The following is a 14,879-nucleotide window of genomic DNA, read 5'->3' as shown; positions in this document are numbered from 1 at the left end:
CCTTGCGGAGAATGGATCAGGAAGCGGCGCCCGAGCGCGCGGCGACGACATCGTCGGGCGCCTCGGCGACGACGAACGTCACCGCGTAGTCGCGCTCGTCGCTGACCGTCACGCGCGCGGTGATGCGGCGCGCGTCGAGCCATGCGGCGAGCTCGCCCGACGCGACGACGTACGGCTCGCCGCTCGGCCTGTTGAGCGTTTGCAGCGCGCGCCACGTCATCGGCCAGTGCATGCCGAGGCCGATCGCCTTCGAAAATGCTTCCTTCGCGGAAAAGCGCGTCGCGAGAAACGCGATGCCGCGCGCCTCGGAGCGCGCGCGCCGCGCGTGAAAGACGCGCAGTTCGTCGGGCCCGAGCACCTTCTCGGCAAAGCGGCCGTCCGTGCGCTCGAGCACGGCGGCGACGCGACTCACCTGAACGAGGTCGGTGCCGATGCCGTAGATCGCCATGCGCGTCAGCGGCCGCCGTGCAGCGCGGCGACGCGCGCCGCGACCATGATCGCCTTCATCTCGCGCACCGCGTTGTCCCAGCCGACGAACACCGCGTGCGCGACGATCGCGTGGCCGATGTTCAGCTCGGCGATGCCGGGCAGCGCGGCGATCGCCTGCACGTTCGTGTAGTGGAGCCCGTGGCCCGCGTTCACCTTCAACCCGAGTGCAATGCCCGCGTCGACGCCCGCCGCGATCCGCTCGAACTCGCGGTGCTGCTCGGCCTCGTCGTGCGCGTCCGCGTAGCGCCCCGTGTGCAGCTCGATCACGGGCGCGCCCGTCTCGTGCGCGGCGCGGATCTGCGCATCGTCCGGATCGATGAAGAGCGACACGCGCGCGCCGACGTCCGCGAGCTGCTTGCATGCGGCACGCACCGCATCGAAATGGCCGACGACATCGAGGCCGCCCTCCGTCGTCAGCTCCGAGCGCTTCTCCGGTACGAGGCACGCGTCGTGCGAACGGATCTCGCACGCGATGTCGAGCATCTCCGGCGTCACCGCGCATTCGAGGTTCATCCGCGTCTTCAGGAGCGGACGCAGCGTGCGCACGTCCGCGTCGACGATGTGCCGGCGGTCTTCGCGCAGATGCAGCGTGATCGCGTCGGCGCCCGCGTCCTCGGCGGCGAGCGCCGCGCGCACGGGATCCGGATACGCGGTGCCGCGCGCGTTGCGCAGCGTCGCGACGTGGTCGATGTTGACGCCCAGTTCGATGGCGGTCGGCGAGGTCAGGAAGAAGCTCATAGGTTTTGCAGGTCGATCAGGATCTGACGCGTGGCGAGCGGCGTGCCGCCCAGATAGGTGTTGAGCAGGAAGCGCATCAGCGTCTTGCTTTGCGCGACGGTCTGCGCCCGATGGTAATCGTCCTCTTCCATGTCGAGCAACGTCTGGCCCGCGATCACCGGCCAGTGCGACGGTATGTCGTCGCCCGCGTCGCGCACGCCACGCTCCGGATCGAACACGTAGAGCTTGTCGGGCTCGACCGAGCGCCGCGCGACCGTGCGCTTGAGCGACATCGCATAGCCCGTCTCGCGCAGCAGCACGCGCTCGAACGAACGCAACACCTGCACGGGCGGCTCGCCGTGCGCGAGGCGCGTGAGCGTGACGAGGTAGTGCTTGAAGAGCGGAGGATGCGGATCCTCGCGCGCGCAGAACTTGACGAGCAGCTCATTCACGTAGAAGCCGCACAACAGCGCGTCGCCCGCGAGCGGCAGCATGCCGCCCACCCATTCGGCGCCCGTCAGCGTGCGCAGCTCGGACTTGCCGGACCACGACAGCGACAGCGGCTGGAACGTCTGCAGCACGCCGCGCAGCGCCGAATGCGGGCGCTTCGCGCCCTTCGCGACGAGCGCGATGCGGCCGTGATCGCGCGTCAGCACGTCGATGACGAGGCTCGTCTCGCGATACGGATGGCTGTGCAGCACGAACGCCGGCTGCTCGGCGATCCGGAACTCGGACGTGCGCGCGGCGGCGCGGCGCGGCTTGCGCAGCGGCTTGCCGGCACCGGGCGCGGCCTGCGCGCCCGGCACGGGCTGCGCGGCTGGCGGTTGCGGATCGGCGTCGGCCTCGTCGGTCATCCCGACATCGGACGTTCCGTCATTCGTACCCATAGGCGCGCAGCCCCGCTTCGTTGTCGGCCCAGCCGCTCCTCACCTTGACGAAGGTCTCGAGATAGACGGGACCGTCGAACAGCTTCTCCATGTCCTGCCGCGCCTCGGTGCTGATCTGCTTGAGCTTCGCACCCTTCTTGCCGATCACCATCGCCTTGTGCGAATCGCGCTCGACGAGGATCGTCGCGAACACGCGCGTGAGGCGCCCCTCCTCCTCGAACTTGTCGATGACGACGGTGCTCGTGTACGGCAGCTCGTCGCCCGTCCAGCGGAACACCTTCTCGCGCAGGATCTCGGCCGCGAGGAAACGCGAACTGCGGTCGGTCAGGTCGTCCTCGCCGTAGATCGGTTCGCCTTCCGGCAGATATGGCTTGATTGTGTCCGTCAGCCGAAGGATGTCTTCCGGATGCTTCGCGGACAGCGGCACGATCTCCGCGAACTCGCGCAGCGCGCCCATCTTCTGGAAGAACGGATACAGCGTGTCCTTGTCCGACACGCGGTCGAGCTTGTTCGCGACGAGGAGCGTCGGCGTGCCGGGCGGAATCAGGTCGAGCACCTTTTGGTCGTCGGGACCGAAGCGGCCCGCCTCGATCACGAACAGGATCGCGTCGACCGACGTCAGCGTCGACGTCACCGCGCGGTTCAGCGACCGGTTGAGCGCCGTGCTGTGGCGCGTCTGGAAGCCGGGCGTGTCGACGAAGATGTACTGCGCGTCGTCGAGCGTGCGGATACCGGTGATCCGGTGGCGGGTCGTCTGCGCCTTGCGCGATGTGATGCTGATCTTCTGGCCGACGAGCGCGTTCATCAGCGTCGACTTGCCAACGTTCGGACGACCGACGATCGCGATCATGCCGCAACGGAAACCGGTGGGAGCGGGTGCGTTCATATCAGGTTGCTGCTGGGTTCGGAAGCGGCCGCACATCCGTGCGCGGCCGCGATGTCGATTGGAACGATGTCAATGACCTGCATCGGCGACGCGCACGGGCGCGGCGGCCAGATCGGGCTCGGCTGCGGACGGCGGCGCCAGTGATGCGTCGCGGGCACGCGGCGGCCGGTCGGCCGTTCCCGCAGCGACGCGCGCGGCGGCGTCGGGCTTATCCGGCGCCTTGTCGGATGCCTTCGCGGAAACAGGATCGGACGACTTGTCCTGCGCCTTCTCGGGTTCCTGGACCTGAGCCTTATCCAGTGCCTGCGCCTTGTCCGGGCCTTTTTCCGGCGTCTTGTCCGACGACGGCTTGTCCGCTTTGTCCGCTGCCGAAGCGGGCCTGTCGACCGGCTTTGCCGCGCGCGGCTCGGCCTTGTCGGCCGAGTGCTCGACGTGCGCGGCGCGGATGACCGCGACGGGCGCACGAGCGGCCGCATCGTCGGCCTGCGCGAGCCCGTCGGACGAAGCGGCGCTCGCATGCGCGCCGGATTTCGCTTCGACGGTTTTCATCTCGGTAGATTTCGACTCGGCCGGCACTCTCGCTTCGGTGGAGGGCGCCTCGGCGGCCTTCTGATCCGCGGGCTTCGACTCGGCCGCCTTCATATCGGCCGGCCTTGCATCGGCGGGCTTCGCGTCGACGGCATTCGGGTCCGCGCGCTTGGGTTCGTCGCCCGCCACGCGGTTCGCGCCGCGCTCCCTGCGATCCGGGGAACGCAAATCGAGCGCCTCCTGCACGCCCTTCACGCCCGGCACGATCTCCGGCTCCACATGCTTCGCGCCGCGCGCGCTCTTCGAGCGCTTCGGCTTTGCGGCGAGCATCGGCGCGGCTGCCAGCACCTCGTCGAGCGCCTTCTTCGCGGCGGCCTGCTCGGCCGCGCGGCGGCTCGCGCCGGAGCCGGACACCTTCACGTCCAGCTTCGGCACCGTGCATTCGACTTCGAATTGCTGATTGTGCGCCGCACCATGCGTCGCGACGACGGTATAGGTCGGCAGCGCGATCTTGTGGCCCTGCAGATACTCCTGCAGCAGCGTCTTCGCGTCCTTGCCGAGCGTGCGCGGATCGATGTGGTCGAGAATCGGGATGTAGAGCCGCTTGATGACCCCTTGGGCGGCTTCGAAGCCGCCATCGAGGAACACCGCCCCGATGATGGCTTCGAATGCGTCCGCGAGGATCGACGGTCTTCGGAACCCGCCGCTGCGCAGCTCGCCCTCGCCGAGCCGCAAGCCGTCGGAGATATTGAGGGCCTGAGCAATTTCGTAGAGCGACTGCTGCTTGACGAGGTTCGCCCGCACGCGCGACAGGTCACCCTCATCCAGCTTGCTGAAACGCTGGAACAAAAGAGCAGCCACCGCGCAATTCAGAACGGAATCGCCGAGAAACTCGAGCCGTTCGTTATGCGTGGCGCTATGACTGCGATGGGTCAAAGCCTGGCGCAACAATTCCGCATTGCGAAATTCGTAGCGCAGCCGGCTTTCCAACTGGGATAGGGGCATGGACAGGAGTATAACGCGGGCGCCGCTTCGGTCGGGAAACGCAGCCGGGCGCGAAAAGGCGTGATGAGGCGGTGTTGCCGCCGGTTCTTGAAGTCATTCGGCAACACGTCGCGCAGCCCGCGCGCGGCGTGTTGCAACGTTCGAAGCACGGCCTAGTTGAACGAGCCGATGCGTTTCAGTTCACTGAAGTTCATCCAGATGAAAAACGCGCGACCGACGATGTTCTTGTCCGGCACGAAGCCCCAATAGCGGCTGTCGGCGCTGTTGTCGCGGTTGTCGCCCATCATGAAATAGTGGCCGGGCGGCACCTTGCAGACGACGCCGCGGCTGTCGTACTGGCAGTTGTCGCGATACGGATAATCGTCCGCACCCATCACGAACGGCGGCACCGCCGGATTGTTCAGGATCGCGTTCTTGCGCGCGCCGAGCGTTTCCTCGAACTGCTTCGCATAGTTCATCCGCTCTTCGTCGAAGTAGTCGGGCAGCGCCGCCTCGGGCACCGGCTGGCCGTTGATCGTCAGCTTCTTGTCCTGATACGCGACCGTGTCGCCCGGCAGGCCGACCGCGCGCTTGATGTAATCGACCGATTCGTCCTTCGGATAGCGAAACACGACGACATCGCCGCGCTGGAGCGGACGGCCTTCGGTGATCTTCTGATTCGTGATCGGCAGGCGCAGGCCGTAGTCGAACTTGTTGACGAGGATGAAATCGCCGACGAGGAGCGTCGGCACCATCGAGCCCGACGGAATCTTGAACGGCTCGACGATGAACGAGCGTACGACGAACACGACGAGGATCACCGGGAAGAAGCTCGCCGTGTACTCGAGCCACCACGGCTGGCGCAGCTTCTCTTCACGCAGACGCGCGCGCGTCTGCGGTGCGTTCTCGTCGGCGAAGCGCTCGCCGATCCGCTCCTGCTGGCGCTCGAACTCGGCGACCGCCGCGTCCGCCGCCTTCTTCCGCTGCGGCAGGAAAACCAACTTGTCCAACACCCACGCAATGCCCGTCAGAACGACGAGCACAAAAAGAATCAGCGCAAAATTCATAAAGGATCAGTCCTGTTATTTGTCTTCGACTCGCAAGATCGCCAGGAACGCCTCCTGCGGGATCTCGACCGAACCCACCTGCTTCATTCGTTTCTTACCTTCTTTCTGCTTTTCGAGCAGTTTCTTCTTGCGCGTAATATCGCCGCCGTAGCACTTCGCCAGCACGTTCTTGCGCAGCGCCTTGATGTTCTCGCGCGCGATGATGTGCGCGCCGATCGCTGCCTGGATCGCGACGTCGTACATCTGGCGCGGGATGATCTCGCGCATCTTCGCCGCGACCTCCCGGCCGCGATACTGCGACTGCGAGCGGTGTACGATCACCGACAGCGCGTCGACCTTGTCGCCGTTGATCAGCATGTCGACCTTGACGACGTCGGACGCGCGGTATTCCTTGAACTCGTAGTCCATCGACGCATAGCCGCGCGACACCGATTTCAGGCGATCGAAGAAATCGAGCACGATCTCGGCCATCGGGATCTCGTACGTGAGCTGCACCTGGCGGCCGTGATACTGCATGTTGATCTGCGAGCCGCGCTTTTGCGTGCACAACGTGATCACCGAGCCGACGTAGTCCTGCGGCATGTAGAGATTCACGGTGACGATCGGCTCGCGGATTTCCATGATCCTCGCGGGCTCCGGCATCTTCGCCGGGTTTTCGACCATGATCGTCGAGCCGTCGCTTTGCACGACCTCGTAGACGACCGTCGGCGCGGTCGTGATGAGATCCATGTCGAACTCGCGCTCGAGCCGCTCCTGCACGATTTCCATGTGCAGGAGGCCGAGGAAGCCGCAGCGAAAGCCGAAACCGAGCGCCTGCGACACTTCCGGCTCGTACTGAAGCGACGCATCGTTGAGCTTCAGCTTCTCGAGCGACTCGCGCAGCGCGTCGTACTGGTTCGCCTCGACGGGATACAGGCCCGCGAACACCTGCGGCTTCACCTCCTTGAAGCCTGGCAGCGGTTCCGGAGCCGGCTTGTTCGCAAGCGTGACGGTGTCGCCCACCTTCGCGGCGGTCAGCTCCTTGATGCCGGCGATGATGAAGCCCACCTGCCCCGCCGACAGCGAGTCGAGATCGCGCGATTTCGGCGTGAACACGCCGACGTGCTCGACGGGATACTGCGCGCCCGTCGCCATCATCTTGATCTTGTCCTTCGGACGCAGCGTGCCGTTGACGATCCGCACGAGCATCACGACGCCGACGTAGTTGTCGAACCACGAATCGATGACGAGCGCCTGCAGCGGCGCGTCGGCGTCGCCCTTCGGCGGCGGCACCTTCACGATCAGCGACTCGAGCACGTCCTCGACGCCCAGGCCCGTCTTCGCGCTGCAGCGCACCGCGTCGGTCGCGTCGATGCCGATCACGTCCTCGATCTCCTCGATCGCGCTCTCCGGGTTCGCGGCCGGCAGGTCGATCTTGTTGAGCACGGGCACCACTTCGACACCGAGCTCGATCGCCGTGTAGCAGTTCGCGACCGTCTGCGCCTCGACCCCCTGGCTCGCGTCGACGACGAGGAGCGCGCCCTCGCACGCGGACAGCGAGCGGCTCACCTCGTACGAGAAGTCGACGTGCCCCGGCGTATCGATGAGGTTCAGGTTGTAGACCTTGCCGTTGCGCGCGCGATACGTGAGCGCGGCGGTCTGCGCCTTGATCGTGATGCCGCGCTCGCGCTCGAGATCCATCGAGTCGAGCACCTGCGCTTCCATCTCGCGGTCGGACAAGCCGCCGCAAAGCTGGATGATGCGATCCGCGAGCGTCGACTTGCCGTGGTCGATGTGCGCGATGATCGAGAAATTGCGAATATGATCCATTCAGTGCCGATCAAGCGAAAAAGGCGCGCTCGACGACTGCGGAGCACGCCTTGTAAGTCGGTGAAAAAACGGCCTATTTTAGCCGAAAAGCCCCGTCGGGGGCGGCATTTTGGACGCCCGGGCGTGCCGCGGCCCGCCCGGCGCGGCCCGGCCGCTCAACGGCCGCGGGACGTCACGGCTTGCACCGATGCGAAGCGGCGCGCCAATCTTCGTTCGGCGCCCGCGCCGACGGCGCGTCACGCCCCGCGCCGCGCGAGCGCCTTCCTGACCCGCGCATCGTCGAAGCGATGCCGGCACACCTCGATGCCGTCGAGCAGCAGCACCGGCACGTCCTCGTCATAGCGCGCGACGAGTGCCGGATCCATGTCGATGTCGACGTAGTCGACGCCCGCCGAGAATTCGGCCGCGACGGGCGCGAGCGCGTCGCGCATCTCGTCGCACAAATGGCACCAGCCGCGGCCGTACAGCGTGAAGCGCGCGGCGGAGCTCACTTCTGGCGCGGCCGGATCGGGATGAACTGCGTGTTGTCGCCGCGCCGCACGAGCACCGCGACCGCGCGCTGCGGATCGAGCTTCGACGTCACGTCGACGAACTGCTTCGCGCTCGTGATGTCGACGTCGCCGACGCGCAGCACGATGTCGCCGCGCTGCAGGCCCGCGCGCGCGGCCGGGCCGTCGACCGCGTCGATCTGCACGCCGTTGCGCAGCTTGAGCGTCTTCAACTGGTCGGGCGACAGGTCGCTGACCGTCAGGCCGAGCGCGTTGCTGCGCGGCTTCTGCTGCGGCGTCTGGCGGCTGTCGGCCTTCGCGGCCTTGTCGGCCGGGAATTCGGCGATCGTGATCGGCAGATCACGCGACTGTCCCTTTCGCCATACCGTCACCGTCGCCTTCGCGCCCGGCTTCGTGTCGCCGACCATGCGCGGCAGATCCGACGCCGCTTCGACCGGACGGCCGTTGAACTTCAGGATGATGTCGCCCGGCTGCAGGCCCGCGCGATCCGCGGGACCGCCCGGCTCGACGCTGCTCACGAGCGCGCCTTCCGCCTTCGGCAGGCCGATCGAGTCGGCAACCTCCTTCGTCACCTCGCCGATCGCGACCGCGATCCGGCCGCGCGTCACCTTGCCCGACGCCTTCAACTGATCGGCGACGCGCATCGCCTCGTCGATCGGAATCGCGAACGAGATGCCCATGAAGCCGCCCGTGCGGCTGTAGATCTGCGAGTTGATGCCGATCACCTCGCCCTGCATGTTGATGAGCGGGCCGCCCGAATTGCCCGGGTTGACGGCAACGTCGGTCTGGATGAACGGCAGGTAGTCGCCGGTGTTGCGGCCCTTCGCGCTGACGATGCCGGCCGTCACCGTGTTGTCGAGGCCGAACGGCGAACCGATCGCGACGACCCATTCGCCGACGCGCACCTTGTTCGAATCGCCGATCGCGACGGTCGGCAGGTTCGACGCACTGATCTTCACGATCGCGACATCCGTGCGCTCGTCGACGCCGATCAGCTTCGCCTTGAACTCGCGCTTGTCGGTGAGCGTCACGTAGATCGTGTCCGCATCGTCGACGACGTGCGCATTCGTCATCACGTAGCCGTCGGGCGACAGGATGAAGCCGGAGCCGACGCCTCGGTTCTGCTCGGTGTCGGGCGCATCGGGCGTGCTCGGCGCGTTCTTCTGCCCGCCGGGCGGCTGCGGCAGCGGAATGCCGAAGAACCGGCGGAAGAATTCCGACATGTCGCCGTTGTCCAGGCCGGGCGGCAGCGCGCCGCGCGTATCGGCCGGCACGTTCGCCGTGGTCCGGATGTTGACGACCGCCGGGCCGACTTTCTCGACGAGGTCCGCGAAATCGGGCAACCCCGCGCGCGGCGCGGGCGCGGCGCTCGTTGCGGCGGGAGCGGTCGTAGCATTCGGAGCCGCCGTCGCCGATTGCGCGGCAAGCGGCGCAGAGGCCGCCACGGCTGCGGCGACGAGCCAGGTGCGCAGCGAGAGTTTCATCATGTCGGAAGCCAAAGGGTTACTTGGAAGCCTTGTATTCTATGGCAGACGCGAACTGCTGCAACGTCGCGGGCGGCGCTTCGCCGAGAACCGTGATCCAGAAATCGCCGCGGCGCTTGACGAGCACGTGCGTCGCGCCCGTACTGCCCGCCCCTTCCTTGCGGCTGTTCTTTTCGGCGGGCTCGATGAAGACCGAAATCGTCGCGAGACCGTCGGTGAAGACGGCCTGATCGACGGGAATCGGCGGATCGCTCGCGTCGCGCGCGGCCATCGGGCGGCGCACCTCGCGGATCTTGCGGAAGCCCGCGACGGTCGGCGCGATCTGCCAGCCCTGCGCCTCGATGTCGATCGGCGCGACGGGCGGCCGAACGACGGTCCAGCCGCCGAGATTGCGCATGCCGGCCGCGATCGCGGTCTTCTGGCTCGGCGCCGCGGCGCCGAGCTGCAATTGCGAAAATGCGATCTGCTCGAGCACGTGATCGTCGGCGTCGAGCGTCTGCGAACGCAGCAGAAGCCCCGTCTTCGCGTCGGTCCACAGCTTGTATGCGAAGCGGTACGCGTCCTTCGGCACGAGTTCGACGACCTGCGCGTCGAGGCCCGCGACGCGGTCTCGGCCGAGCGACTTCGGCTCGTAGACCGACAGGACCTGCTCACCGCTCGCGCCGAGCAACGCGGGGAACGAATCCTTGTTCTGGCGGCGCTCGACGACGCAAAGCCGCCGCTCGGGCACGAATGTGTAGAGATCGTCGTTGTGACGCAGCAGCTTGCGCGGCTTGCCATCGAGGCTTTCGACCCGCTCGTATTCGCCGTCGCCCTTCGACGCGAAATGGACGATTCGCGACGACTGCACGTACGCGCCGCGCTGATAGACGAACGTCCCTTCGTAGTTCTGCTGCTGCGCGGCCTGCTGAATGCGATCGAGCCACTCGGCGGCGGAGCGTCGGGTGGCCACGGGATCGTCGGGCTGCTGCGCGAAGGCGGCGGATTGGACGGACAACAGCGCCGCCGCGCACAGCAAAAGCGCCGGCAGCCGTCTCCAACCGAGGATGGCTTGATTCAACTGCAACGTCCGCATCGAGTTTATTGGCCTTGCGTGGTGACGGCTGTGCGAATGACCGGCATCGAACCCGTCACGACGGGCTGCTGCGCGAACTGTTGATGCGCTTCGAGATATTGATCGAGGCTCGCGTCGCGAATGATGTTTGCGTCCTGCAGCGCGGGCTGCGCGCTCGGCTGGGCAGCCGCCACGCGTTGCAGTTCGCCTTGCTGCGCGGGGCTCACCGACGCGACCTGGACGCCGCCCGGCGCGCCGACACCCTGCATCTGCGGCACGACGATCCAAGTCAGCGTCGCCGCGGCGGCCGCGACCGCGAACGCGGGCACGACTCGGCGGCGCAGCGCCAGCAGCCGGCGCGCGACAGGCGCGGCGGCCGGCGCGAGCAGATGCGGCTCGGACGCAAGGCTCGCCGAGAGGCGGGCCATGAACGCGCCGCTCTCGGCGGGCTCGAGCGCGAGTTCGTCGGACCGCAGCGCGTCGCCGATCACGTGATAATGCGTCCATGTCGCGCGCTCGGCGTCGCTCAGTCCCGCGAGAATCTGTTTCAGCGAAAGGCCTTCAGGCGCTTCGCCGTCGACCAGAGCGGACACGCGCTCGCGTTGCGAGCACGCCTGCGACTGCGTAGAGATCGACCCCATGATGCTCCCCATCTTGCACATACCCCGTCGTGACACACGACTCCGTAACTAGACCCCAAGCCGCTCCGACCCGCCGCGAGCGCTTACCAGCGCTTACCCTCCGGCGTATCGAGCAGCGGCCGCAATTTTGCCGCGATCGCCTCGCGGGCACGAAAGATCCGCGAGCGGACGGTACCGATCGGGCATCCCATCATCTCCGCGATCTCTTCGTAGCTCAAACCTTCGATCTCGCGCAGCGTGATGGCCGTTCGCAGTTCTTCCGGCAGCAACGCCATCGCGGCGTTGACCGTTTGGGCGATCTGCTTGCTCATCAACATCGATTCCGGCGTGTTGATATCCCTTAGTTGGTCGGCGTCGGAGAAAGTTTCAGCCTCTTCGGCATCCGCGTCGGTGGACGTGGGCGCCCGGCGACCCTGGGTCGCAAGGTAGTTCTTCGCCGTATTGACGGCAATCCGGTACAACCACGTGTAGAACGCCGACTCGCCGCGGAACTGCGGCAACGCGCGATACGCCTTGATGAACGCGTCCTGGGCCACGTCCTCGACCTCCGCGGGATCCCGCACGAGACGCGAGATCAGCCTGATGATCTTGCGGTGGTATTTGGAGACCAGGAGTTCGAACGCTGCCTTGTCGCCATTCTGAACGCGTTCGACCAGTGCCTGATCGATTTCTTTTTCACTCACCTGACAAATCCGTAAACGAGGGAAGCAACGCGGAGCGTTATTGTAACGTTCCCGCTCGAGCCGCTCATGAGCGTTTGCGATCGGAAACGGTCATGCCGCCGCGAGCGTCCCGCGCGCGGCGCGCCGGCCCAGCACGCAGAGCGCGCGGAACACGGGCGCGTCGATCGCGTCCGCCGGGATCACGAGCGGCGTCGCGCACCGGCTACGGCCTTGCACCGTCAGTACGACGAGCAGATCGCTCCATTGCGTGCAGCCGGCGATCTGGCCGTGCGCGAGCAGCCGCCCGTCGCGATCGAACGCGGCGAGCACGCCCGCGCCGGCGTCGATCCGCAGCGCAGCCGGCTGGCGCCGTCCGCAAGCGGCCCGCACGCGCAGTGCGACGAGCGCGGCGACCAGCACGGCAAGCGTCGCCGCCCCGCCGCTGCCGACGAGCGGCTCGGCACCGGCGTAGACTGCCGCGCCGACGGCCGGCACGAACAGCGCGCACGCGACGCGCAGCCACGCCGAGGCGCGCAGCACGACTTGCTGCGCGCCTGCCGATGCGGCGTGGAACGGCTCCGTCAAGCGACCCCGCGTCAGACGCGCTTGAAGACCAGCGTGCCGTTAGTCCCGCCGAAGCCGAAGGAGTTCTTCAACGCGACGTCGATCTTCATTTCGCGCGCTTCGTTCGCGCAATAGTCGAGATCGCACTCGGGGTCCTGGTTGAAGATGTTGATCGTCGGCGGCGACACCTGGTTATGGACGGCAAGGGCCGTGAACACCGACTCCAGCCCGCCCGCACCACCGAGCAGGTGGCCCGTCATCGACTTCGTCGAGTTGACGACGATGTCCTTCGCGTGATCGCCGAACGCGCGCTTGATCGCGACGGTCTCTGCCAGATCGCCGAGCGGCGTCGACGTGCCGTGCGCGTTCAGGTAATTCACCTGGTCAGCGTTGATGCCGGCGTTGCGCAGCGCGGCCAGCATGCAGCGGCGTGCGCCGTCGCCGTCCTCGAGCGGAGCCGTCATGTGATAGGCGTCGCCGCTCATGCCATAGCCCGCGACCTCGGCGTAGATCTTCGCGCCGCGCGCCTTCGCGTGCTCGTACTCCTCGAGCACCATCACGCCCGCGCCTTCGCCGAGCACGAAGCCGTCGCGATCCTTGTCCCACGGACGGCTCGCCGTCGCCGGATCATCATTGCGCTGGGACAGCGCCCGCGCCGCGGCGAAGCCGCCGACGCCGAGCGGCGACACGGTCGATTCCGCGCCGCCTGCGATCATTACGTCGGCGTCGCCGTACTCGATGAGGCGCGCCGCCTCGCCGATGCAGTGCAGACCGGTCGTGCACGCGGTGACGATCGCGAGATTCGGCCCCTTGATGCCGAACTTGATCGACAGGTGACCCGAGATCATGTTGATGATCGACGCCGGCACGAAGAACGGCGAGATCCGGCGCGGGCCGCGGTTGAGCAGTTCGGTCTGCGTGACTTCGATCATCGGCAGCCCGCCGATGCCCGAGCCGACGACGACGCCGACGCGCTCCGCGTTCTCGTCGGTGACCTCGAAGCCGCTGTCCTGCATTGCCTGCATGCCGGCCGCGATCCCGTAATGGATGAACGTATCCATGTGGCGCGCTTCCTTCGCCGGGATGTAGTCCTCGACGTTGAAGCCCTTCACCTCGCCTGCGAAGCGGGTCGAGAAGTTCGTCGCGTCGAACTTCGTGATATTGACGATGCCGGACTTGCCGGCCACGAGATTGGCCCAGCCGTCGGCAACATTATTGCCAACAGGCGAAATCAGCCCAAGGCCTGTAACAACAACACGACGGCGGCTCACGGTAACCTCTTTTCCATTGAATGACAAAAACAAAAGCCACAGCGGCTACAGGAACCACCCCTGCGAGCCCTGTGGCTGTTAGCTCGGCCGGCAAGGACGCCGACGCGATCGCGCATCCAGCGCAGCGTGTGCAAAAACTTGCAGACGACGCGCGTGTTACGCCTTGACGTTCGCGCGAGCGTAGTCGATTGCTTGCTGAACGGTCGTGATCTTCTCGGCTTCTTCATCCGGGATTTCCATGCCGAACTCGTCTTCGAGCGCCATCACCAGTTCGACCGTGTCGAGCGAGTCTGCGCCGAGGTCGTTCACGAACGACGCTTCGTTCTTGATTTCAGCTTCGGCGACGCCCAGTTGTTCGGCGACGATCTTCTTGACGCGTTGTTCGATGTTGTCCATTACCCCTCCGAGGGAAAGTTCAGATTTACAAGTGCGCGCATTTTAACAGGTTTGATGCTGCCCAAAATGCGCACCGGCTTTGCGGCCAAACAAGCGCCCGATGCGCTGTTACGCATGCACGGCGCGGATGGTAAACGAATTCCGTTACGACATGTACATGCCGCCATTCACGTGCAGCGTCGTGCCGGTGATGTAGCCGGCCTGCGGCGACGCGAGGAACGCGACCGCGTGCGCGATGTCCTCCGGGCTGCCGAGGCGGCCGAGCGGAATCTGCGTCTTCAGCGCGGCCTGCTGCTCTTCCGGCAGCACCTTCGTCATGTCGGTGTCGATGAAGCCCGGCGCGACGCAGTTCACGGTGACGCCACGGCTGCCGATCTCGCGCGCGAGCGCACGCGTCATCCCCGCCACGCCCGCCTTCGCCGCCGCGTAGTTGATCTGCCCCGGATTGCCCGCGGAGCCGACCACCGACGTAATGTTGACGATGCGTCCGCCGCGCGCCTTCATCATCGGGCGCAGCACCGCACGCGACAGACGAAACACCGCCTTCAGGTTCGTGTCGATCACGGCGTCCCACTCGTCGTCCTTCATCCGCATTGCGAGCTGGTCCTGCGTGATGCCGGCGTTGTTGACGAGCACGTTCAGCGCGCCGAACTCCTTGAGCGTCGATTCGACGAGCGTGTCCACCGCCGACGCGTCGTTGACGTTCAGCACGGCGCCGCGGCCTTCGAGCCCGGCTTCCTTGAATCCGGCTGAGATGCCCTCGGCGCCGGCTTCAGTCGTCGCGGTGCCGATCACCGTCGCGCCGCGGCGTGCGAGTTCGAGCGCGATCGCGCGACCGATCCCGCGCGACGCGCCGGTGACGATCGCGACTTGTTTGTCGAGAGTCTTGTCCATGCAGTGGTTCCGTGTTTCAGGTGAATCGGCAAGCTTG

Annotated in this window: 16 protein-coding genes; all 16 read right to left on the bottom strand. The window is 66.4% G+C overall.

Annotated elements, in window-relative coordinates; genetic code table 11:
• Positions 1-16: 16 nt before the first annotated feature.
• Positions 17-448 (bottom strand): holo-ACP synthase, encoded by a 432-nt coding sequence (gene acpS / locus WS62_RS16845; protein WP_010105321.1) that lies wholly within the window; start codon positions 446-448, stop codon positions 17-19.
• A gap of 5 nt (positions 449-453) precedes the next feature.
• Entirely contained in the window at positions 454-1,227 is a 774-nt protein-coding gene (gene pdxJ / locus WS62_RS16840; RefSeq protein ID WP_066572832.1) for a pyridoxine 5'-phosphate synthase, read from the bottom strand.
• Positions 1,224-2,093, bottom strand: a complete 870-nt coding sequence (recO, locus tag WS62_RS16835) for a DNA repair protein RecO (protein WP_066572831.1) — start codon at positions 2,091-2,093, stop codon at positions 1,224-1,226. The genes pdxJ and recO overlap by 4 nt, the downstream gene beginning before the upstream one ends.
• Entirely contained in the window at positions 2,080-2,979 is a 900-nt protein-coding gene (gene era, locus WS62_RS16830; RefSeq protein ID WP_059468917.1) for a GTPase Era, read from the bottom strand. Before era ends, recO begins: the two co-directional genes overlap by 14 nt.
• 69 nt (positions 2,980-3,048) lie before the next feature.
• The gene (rnc, locus tag WS62_RS16825) at positions 3,049-4,512 is read right to left on the bottom strand and encodes a ribonuclease III (protein WP_066572830.1); all 1,464 of its coding nucleotides are present in this window, start codon (positions 4,510-4,512) and stop codon (positions 3,049-3,051) included.
• Between the two features lie 152 nt (positions 4,513-4,664).
• Positions 4,665-5,558, bottom strand: a complete 894-nt coding sequence (gene lepB / locus WS62_RS16820) for a signal peptidase I (protein WP_066572829.1) — start codon at positions 5,556-5,558, stop codon at positions 4,665-4,667.
• A gap of 15 nt (positions 5,559-5,573) precedes the next feature.
• Positions 5,574-7,367 carry a translation elongation factor 4 gene (lepA, locus tag WS62_RS16815; protein WP_066572828.1) on the bottom strand — a complete coding sequence of 598 codons (1,794 nt, stop codon included), beginning with the start codon at positions 7,365-7,367 and terminating at the stop codon, positions 5,574-5,576.
• A gap of 236 nt (positions 7,368-7,603) precedes the next feature.
• The gene (locus tag WS62_RS16810) at positions 7,604-7,858 is read right to left on the bottom strand and encodes a glutaredoxin family protein (protein WP_082721034.1); all 255 of its coding nucleotides are present in this window, start codon (positions 7,856-7,858) and stop codon (positions 7,604-7,606) included.
• On the bottom strand, positions 7,855-9,363 hold the full coding sequence (locus WS62_RS16805; protein WP_066572820.1) for a DegQ family serine endoprotease: 1,509 nt from the start codon (positions 9,361-9,363) through the stop codon (positions 7,855-7,857). Before WS62_RS16805 ends, WS62_RS16810 begins: the two co-directional genes overlap by 4 nt.
• Positions 9,364-9,379: 16 nt before the next feature.
• Positions 9,380-10,435, bottom strand: a complete 1,056-nt coding sequence (locus tag WS62_RS16800) for a MucB/RseB C-terminal domain-containing protein (RefSeq protein ID WP_010116359.1) — start codon at positions 10,433-10,435, stop codon at positions 9,380-9,382.
• A 5-nt stretch (positions 10,436-10,440) separates the two neighbouring features.
• Positions 10,441-11,055, bottom strand: coding sequence for a sigma-E factor negative regulatory protein (locus WS62_RS16795; protein ID WP_066573013.1), 615 nt, complete (start codon positions 11,053-11,055; stop codon positions 10,441-10,443).
• Between the two features lie 83 nt (positions 11,056-11,138).
• A complete protein-coding gene (gene rpoE, locus WS62_RS16790; protein WP_066485440.1) occupies positions 11,139-11,738 on the bottom strand; it encodes an RNA polymerase sigma factor RpoE in 600 nt (199 codons plus the stop codon).
• Between the two features lie 90 nt (positions 11,739-11,828).
• Positions 11,829-12,302, bottom strand: a complete 474-nt coding sequence (locus WS62_RS16785) for a hypothetical protein (RefSeq protein WP_066572818.1) — start codon at positions 12,300-12,302, stop codon at positions 11,829-11,831.
• An 11-nt stretch (positions 12,303-12,313) separates the two neighbouring features.
• The gene (gene fabF / locus WS62_RS16780) at positions 12,314-13,552 is read right to left on the bottom strand and encodes a beta-ketoacyl-ACP synthase II (protein ID WP_066572816.1); all 1,239 of its coding nucleotides are present in this window, start codon (positions 13,550-13,552) and stop codon (positions 12,314-12,316) included.
• Positions 13,553-13,708: 156 nt separating this feature from the next.
• Positions 13,709-13,948, bottom strand: a complete 240-nt coding sequence (acpP, locus tag WS62_RS16775; protein WP_004197638.1) for an acyl carrier protein — start codon at positions 13,946-13,948, stop codon at positions 13,709-13,711.
• Between the two features lie 144 nt (positions 13,949-14,092).
• Complete coding sequence (gene fabG, locus WS62_RS16770; RefSeq protein ID WP_066572815.1) at positions 14,093-14,842, bottom strand: 3-oxoacyl-ACP reductase FabG; 750 nt, start codon at positions 14,840-14,842, stop codon at positions 14,093-14,095.
• Positions 14,843-14,879 lie beyond the last annotated feature (37 nt).

The organism is Burkholderia sp. ABCPW 14, assembly GCF_001523835.1.
In the GTDB taxonomy this organism is placed as follows: domain Bacteria; phylum Pseudomonadota; class Gammaproteobacteria; order Burkholderiales; family Burkholderiaceae; genus Burkholderia; species Burkholderia mayonis.
This window is presented reverse-complemented; position numbering and strand designations above follow the sequence as displayed.

Bases quoted from the DNA above. Each gene is read 5' to 3' on its own strand.
- acpS (WP_010105321.1), bottom strand. From the start codon at position 448: ATGGCGATCTACGGCATCGGCACCGACCTCGTTCAGGTGAGTCGCGTC.
- pdxJ (WP_066572832.1), bottom strand. From the start codon at position 1,227: ATGAGCTTCTTCCTGACCTCGCCGACCGCCATCGAACTGGGCGTCAAC.
- recO (WP_066572831.1), bottom strand. From the start codon at position 2,093: ATGGGTACGAATGACGGAACGTCCGATGTCGGGATGACCGACGAGGCC.
- era (WP_059468917.1), bottom strand. From the start codon at position 2,979: ATGAACGCACCCGCTCCCACCGGTTTCCGTTGCGGCATGATCGCGATC.
- rnc (WP_066572830.1), bottom strand. From the start codon at position 4,512: ATGCCCCTATCCCAGTTGGAAAGCCGGCTGCGCTACGAATTTCGCAAT.
- lepB (WP_066572829.1), bottom strand. From the start codon at position 5,558: ATGAATTTTGCGCTGATTCTTTTTGTGCTCGTCGTTCTGACGGGCATT.
- lepA (WP_066572828.1), bottom strand. From the start codon at position 7,367: ATGGATCATATTCGCAATTTCTCGATCATCGCGCACATCGACCACGGC.
- WS62_RS16805 (WP_066572820.1), bottom strand. From the start codon at position 9,363: ATGATGAAACTCTCGCTGCGCACCTGGCTCGTCGCCGCAGCCGTGGCG.
- WS62_RS16800 (WP_010116359.1), bottom strand. From the start codon at position 10,435: ATGCGGACGTTGCAGTTGAATCAAGCCATCCTCGGTTGGAGACGGCTG.
- WS62_RS16795 (WP_066573013.1), bottom strand. From the start codon at position 11,055: ATGGGGTCGATCTCTACGCAGTCGCAGGCGTGCTCGCAACGCGAGCGC.
- acpP (WP_004197638.1), bottom strand. From the start codon at position 13,948: ATGGACAACATCGAACAACGCGTCAAGAAGATCGTCGCCGAACAACTG.
- fabG (WP_066572815.1), bottom strand. From the start codon at position 14,842: ATGGACAAGACTCTCGACAAACAAGTCGCGATCGTCACCGGCGCGTCG.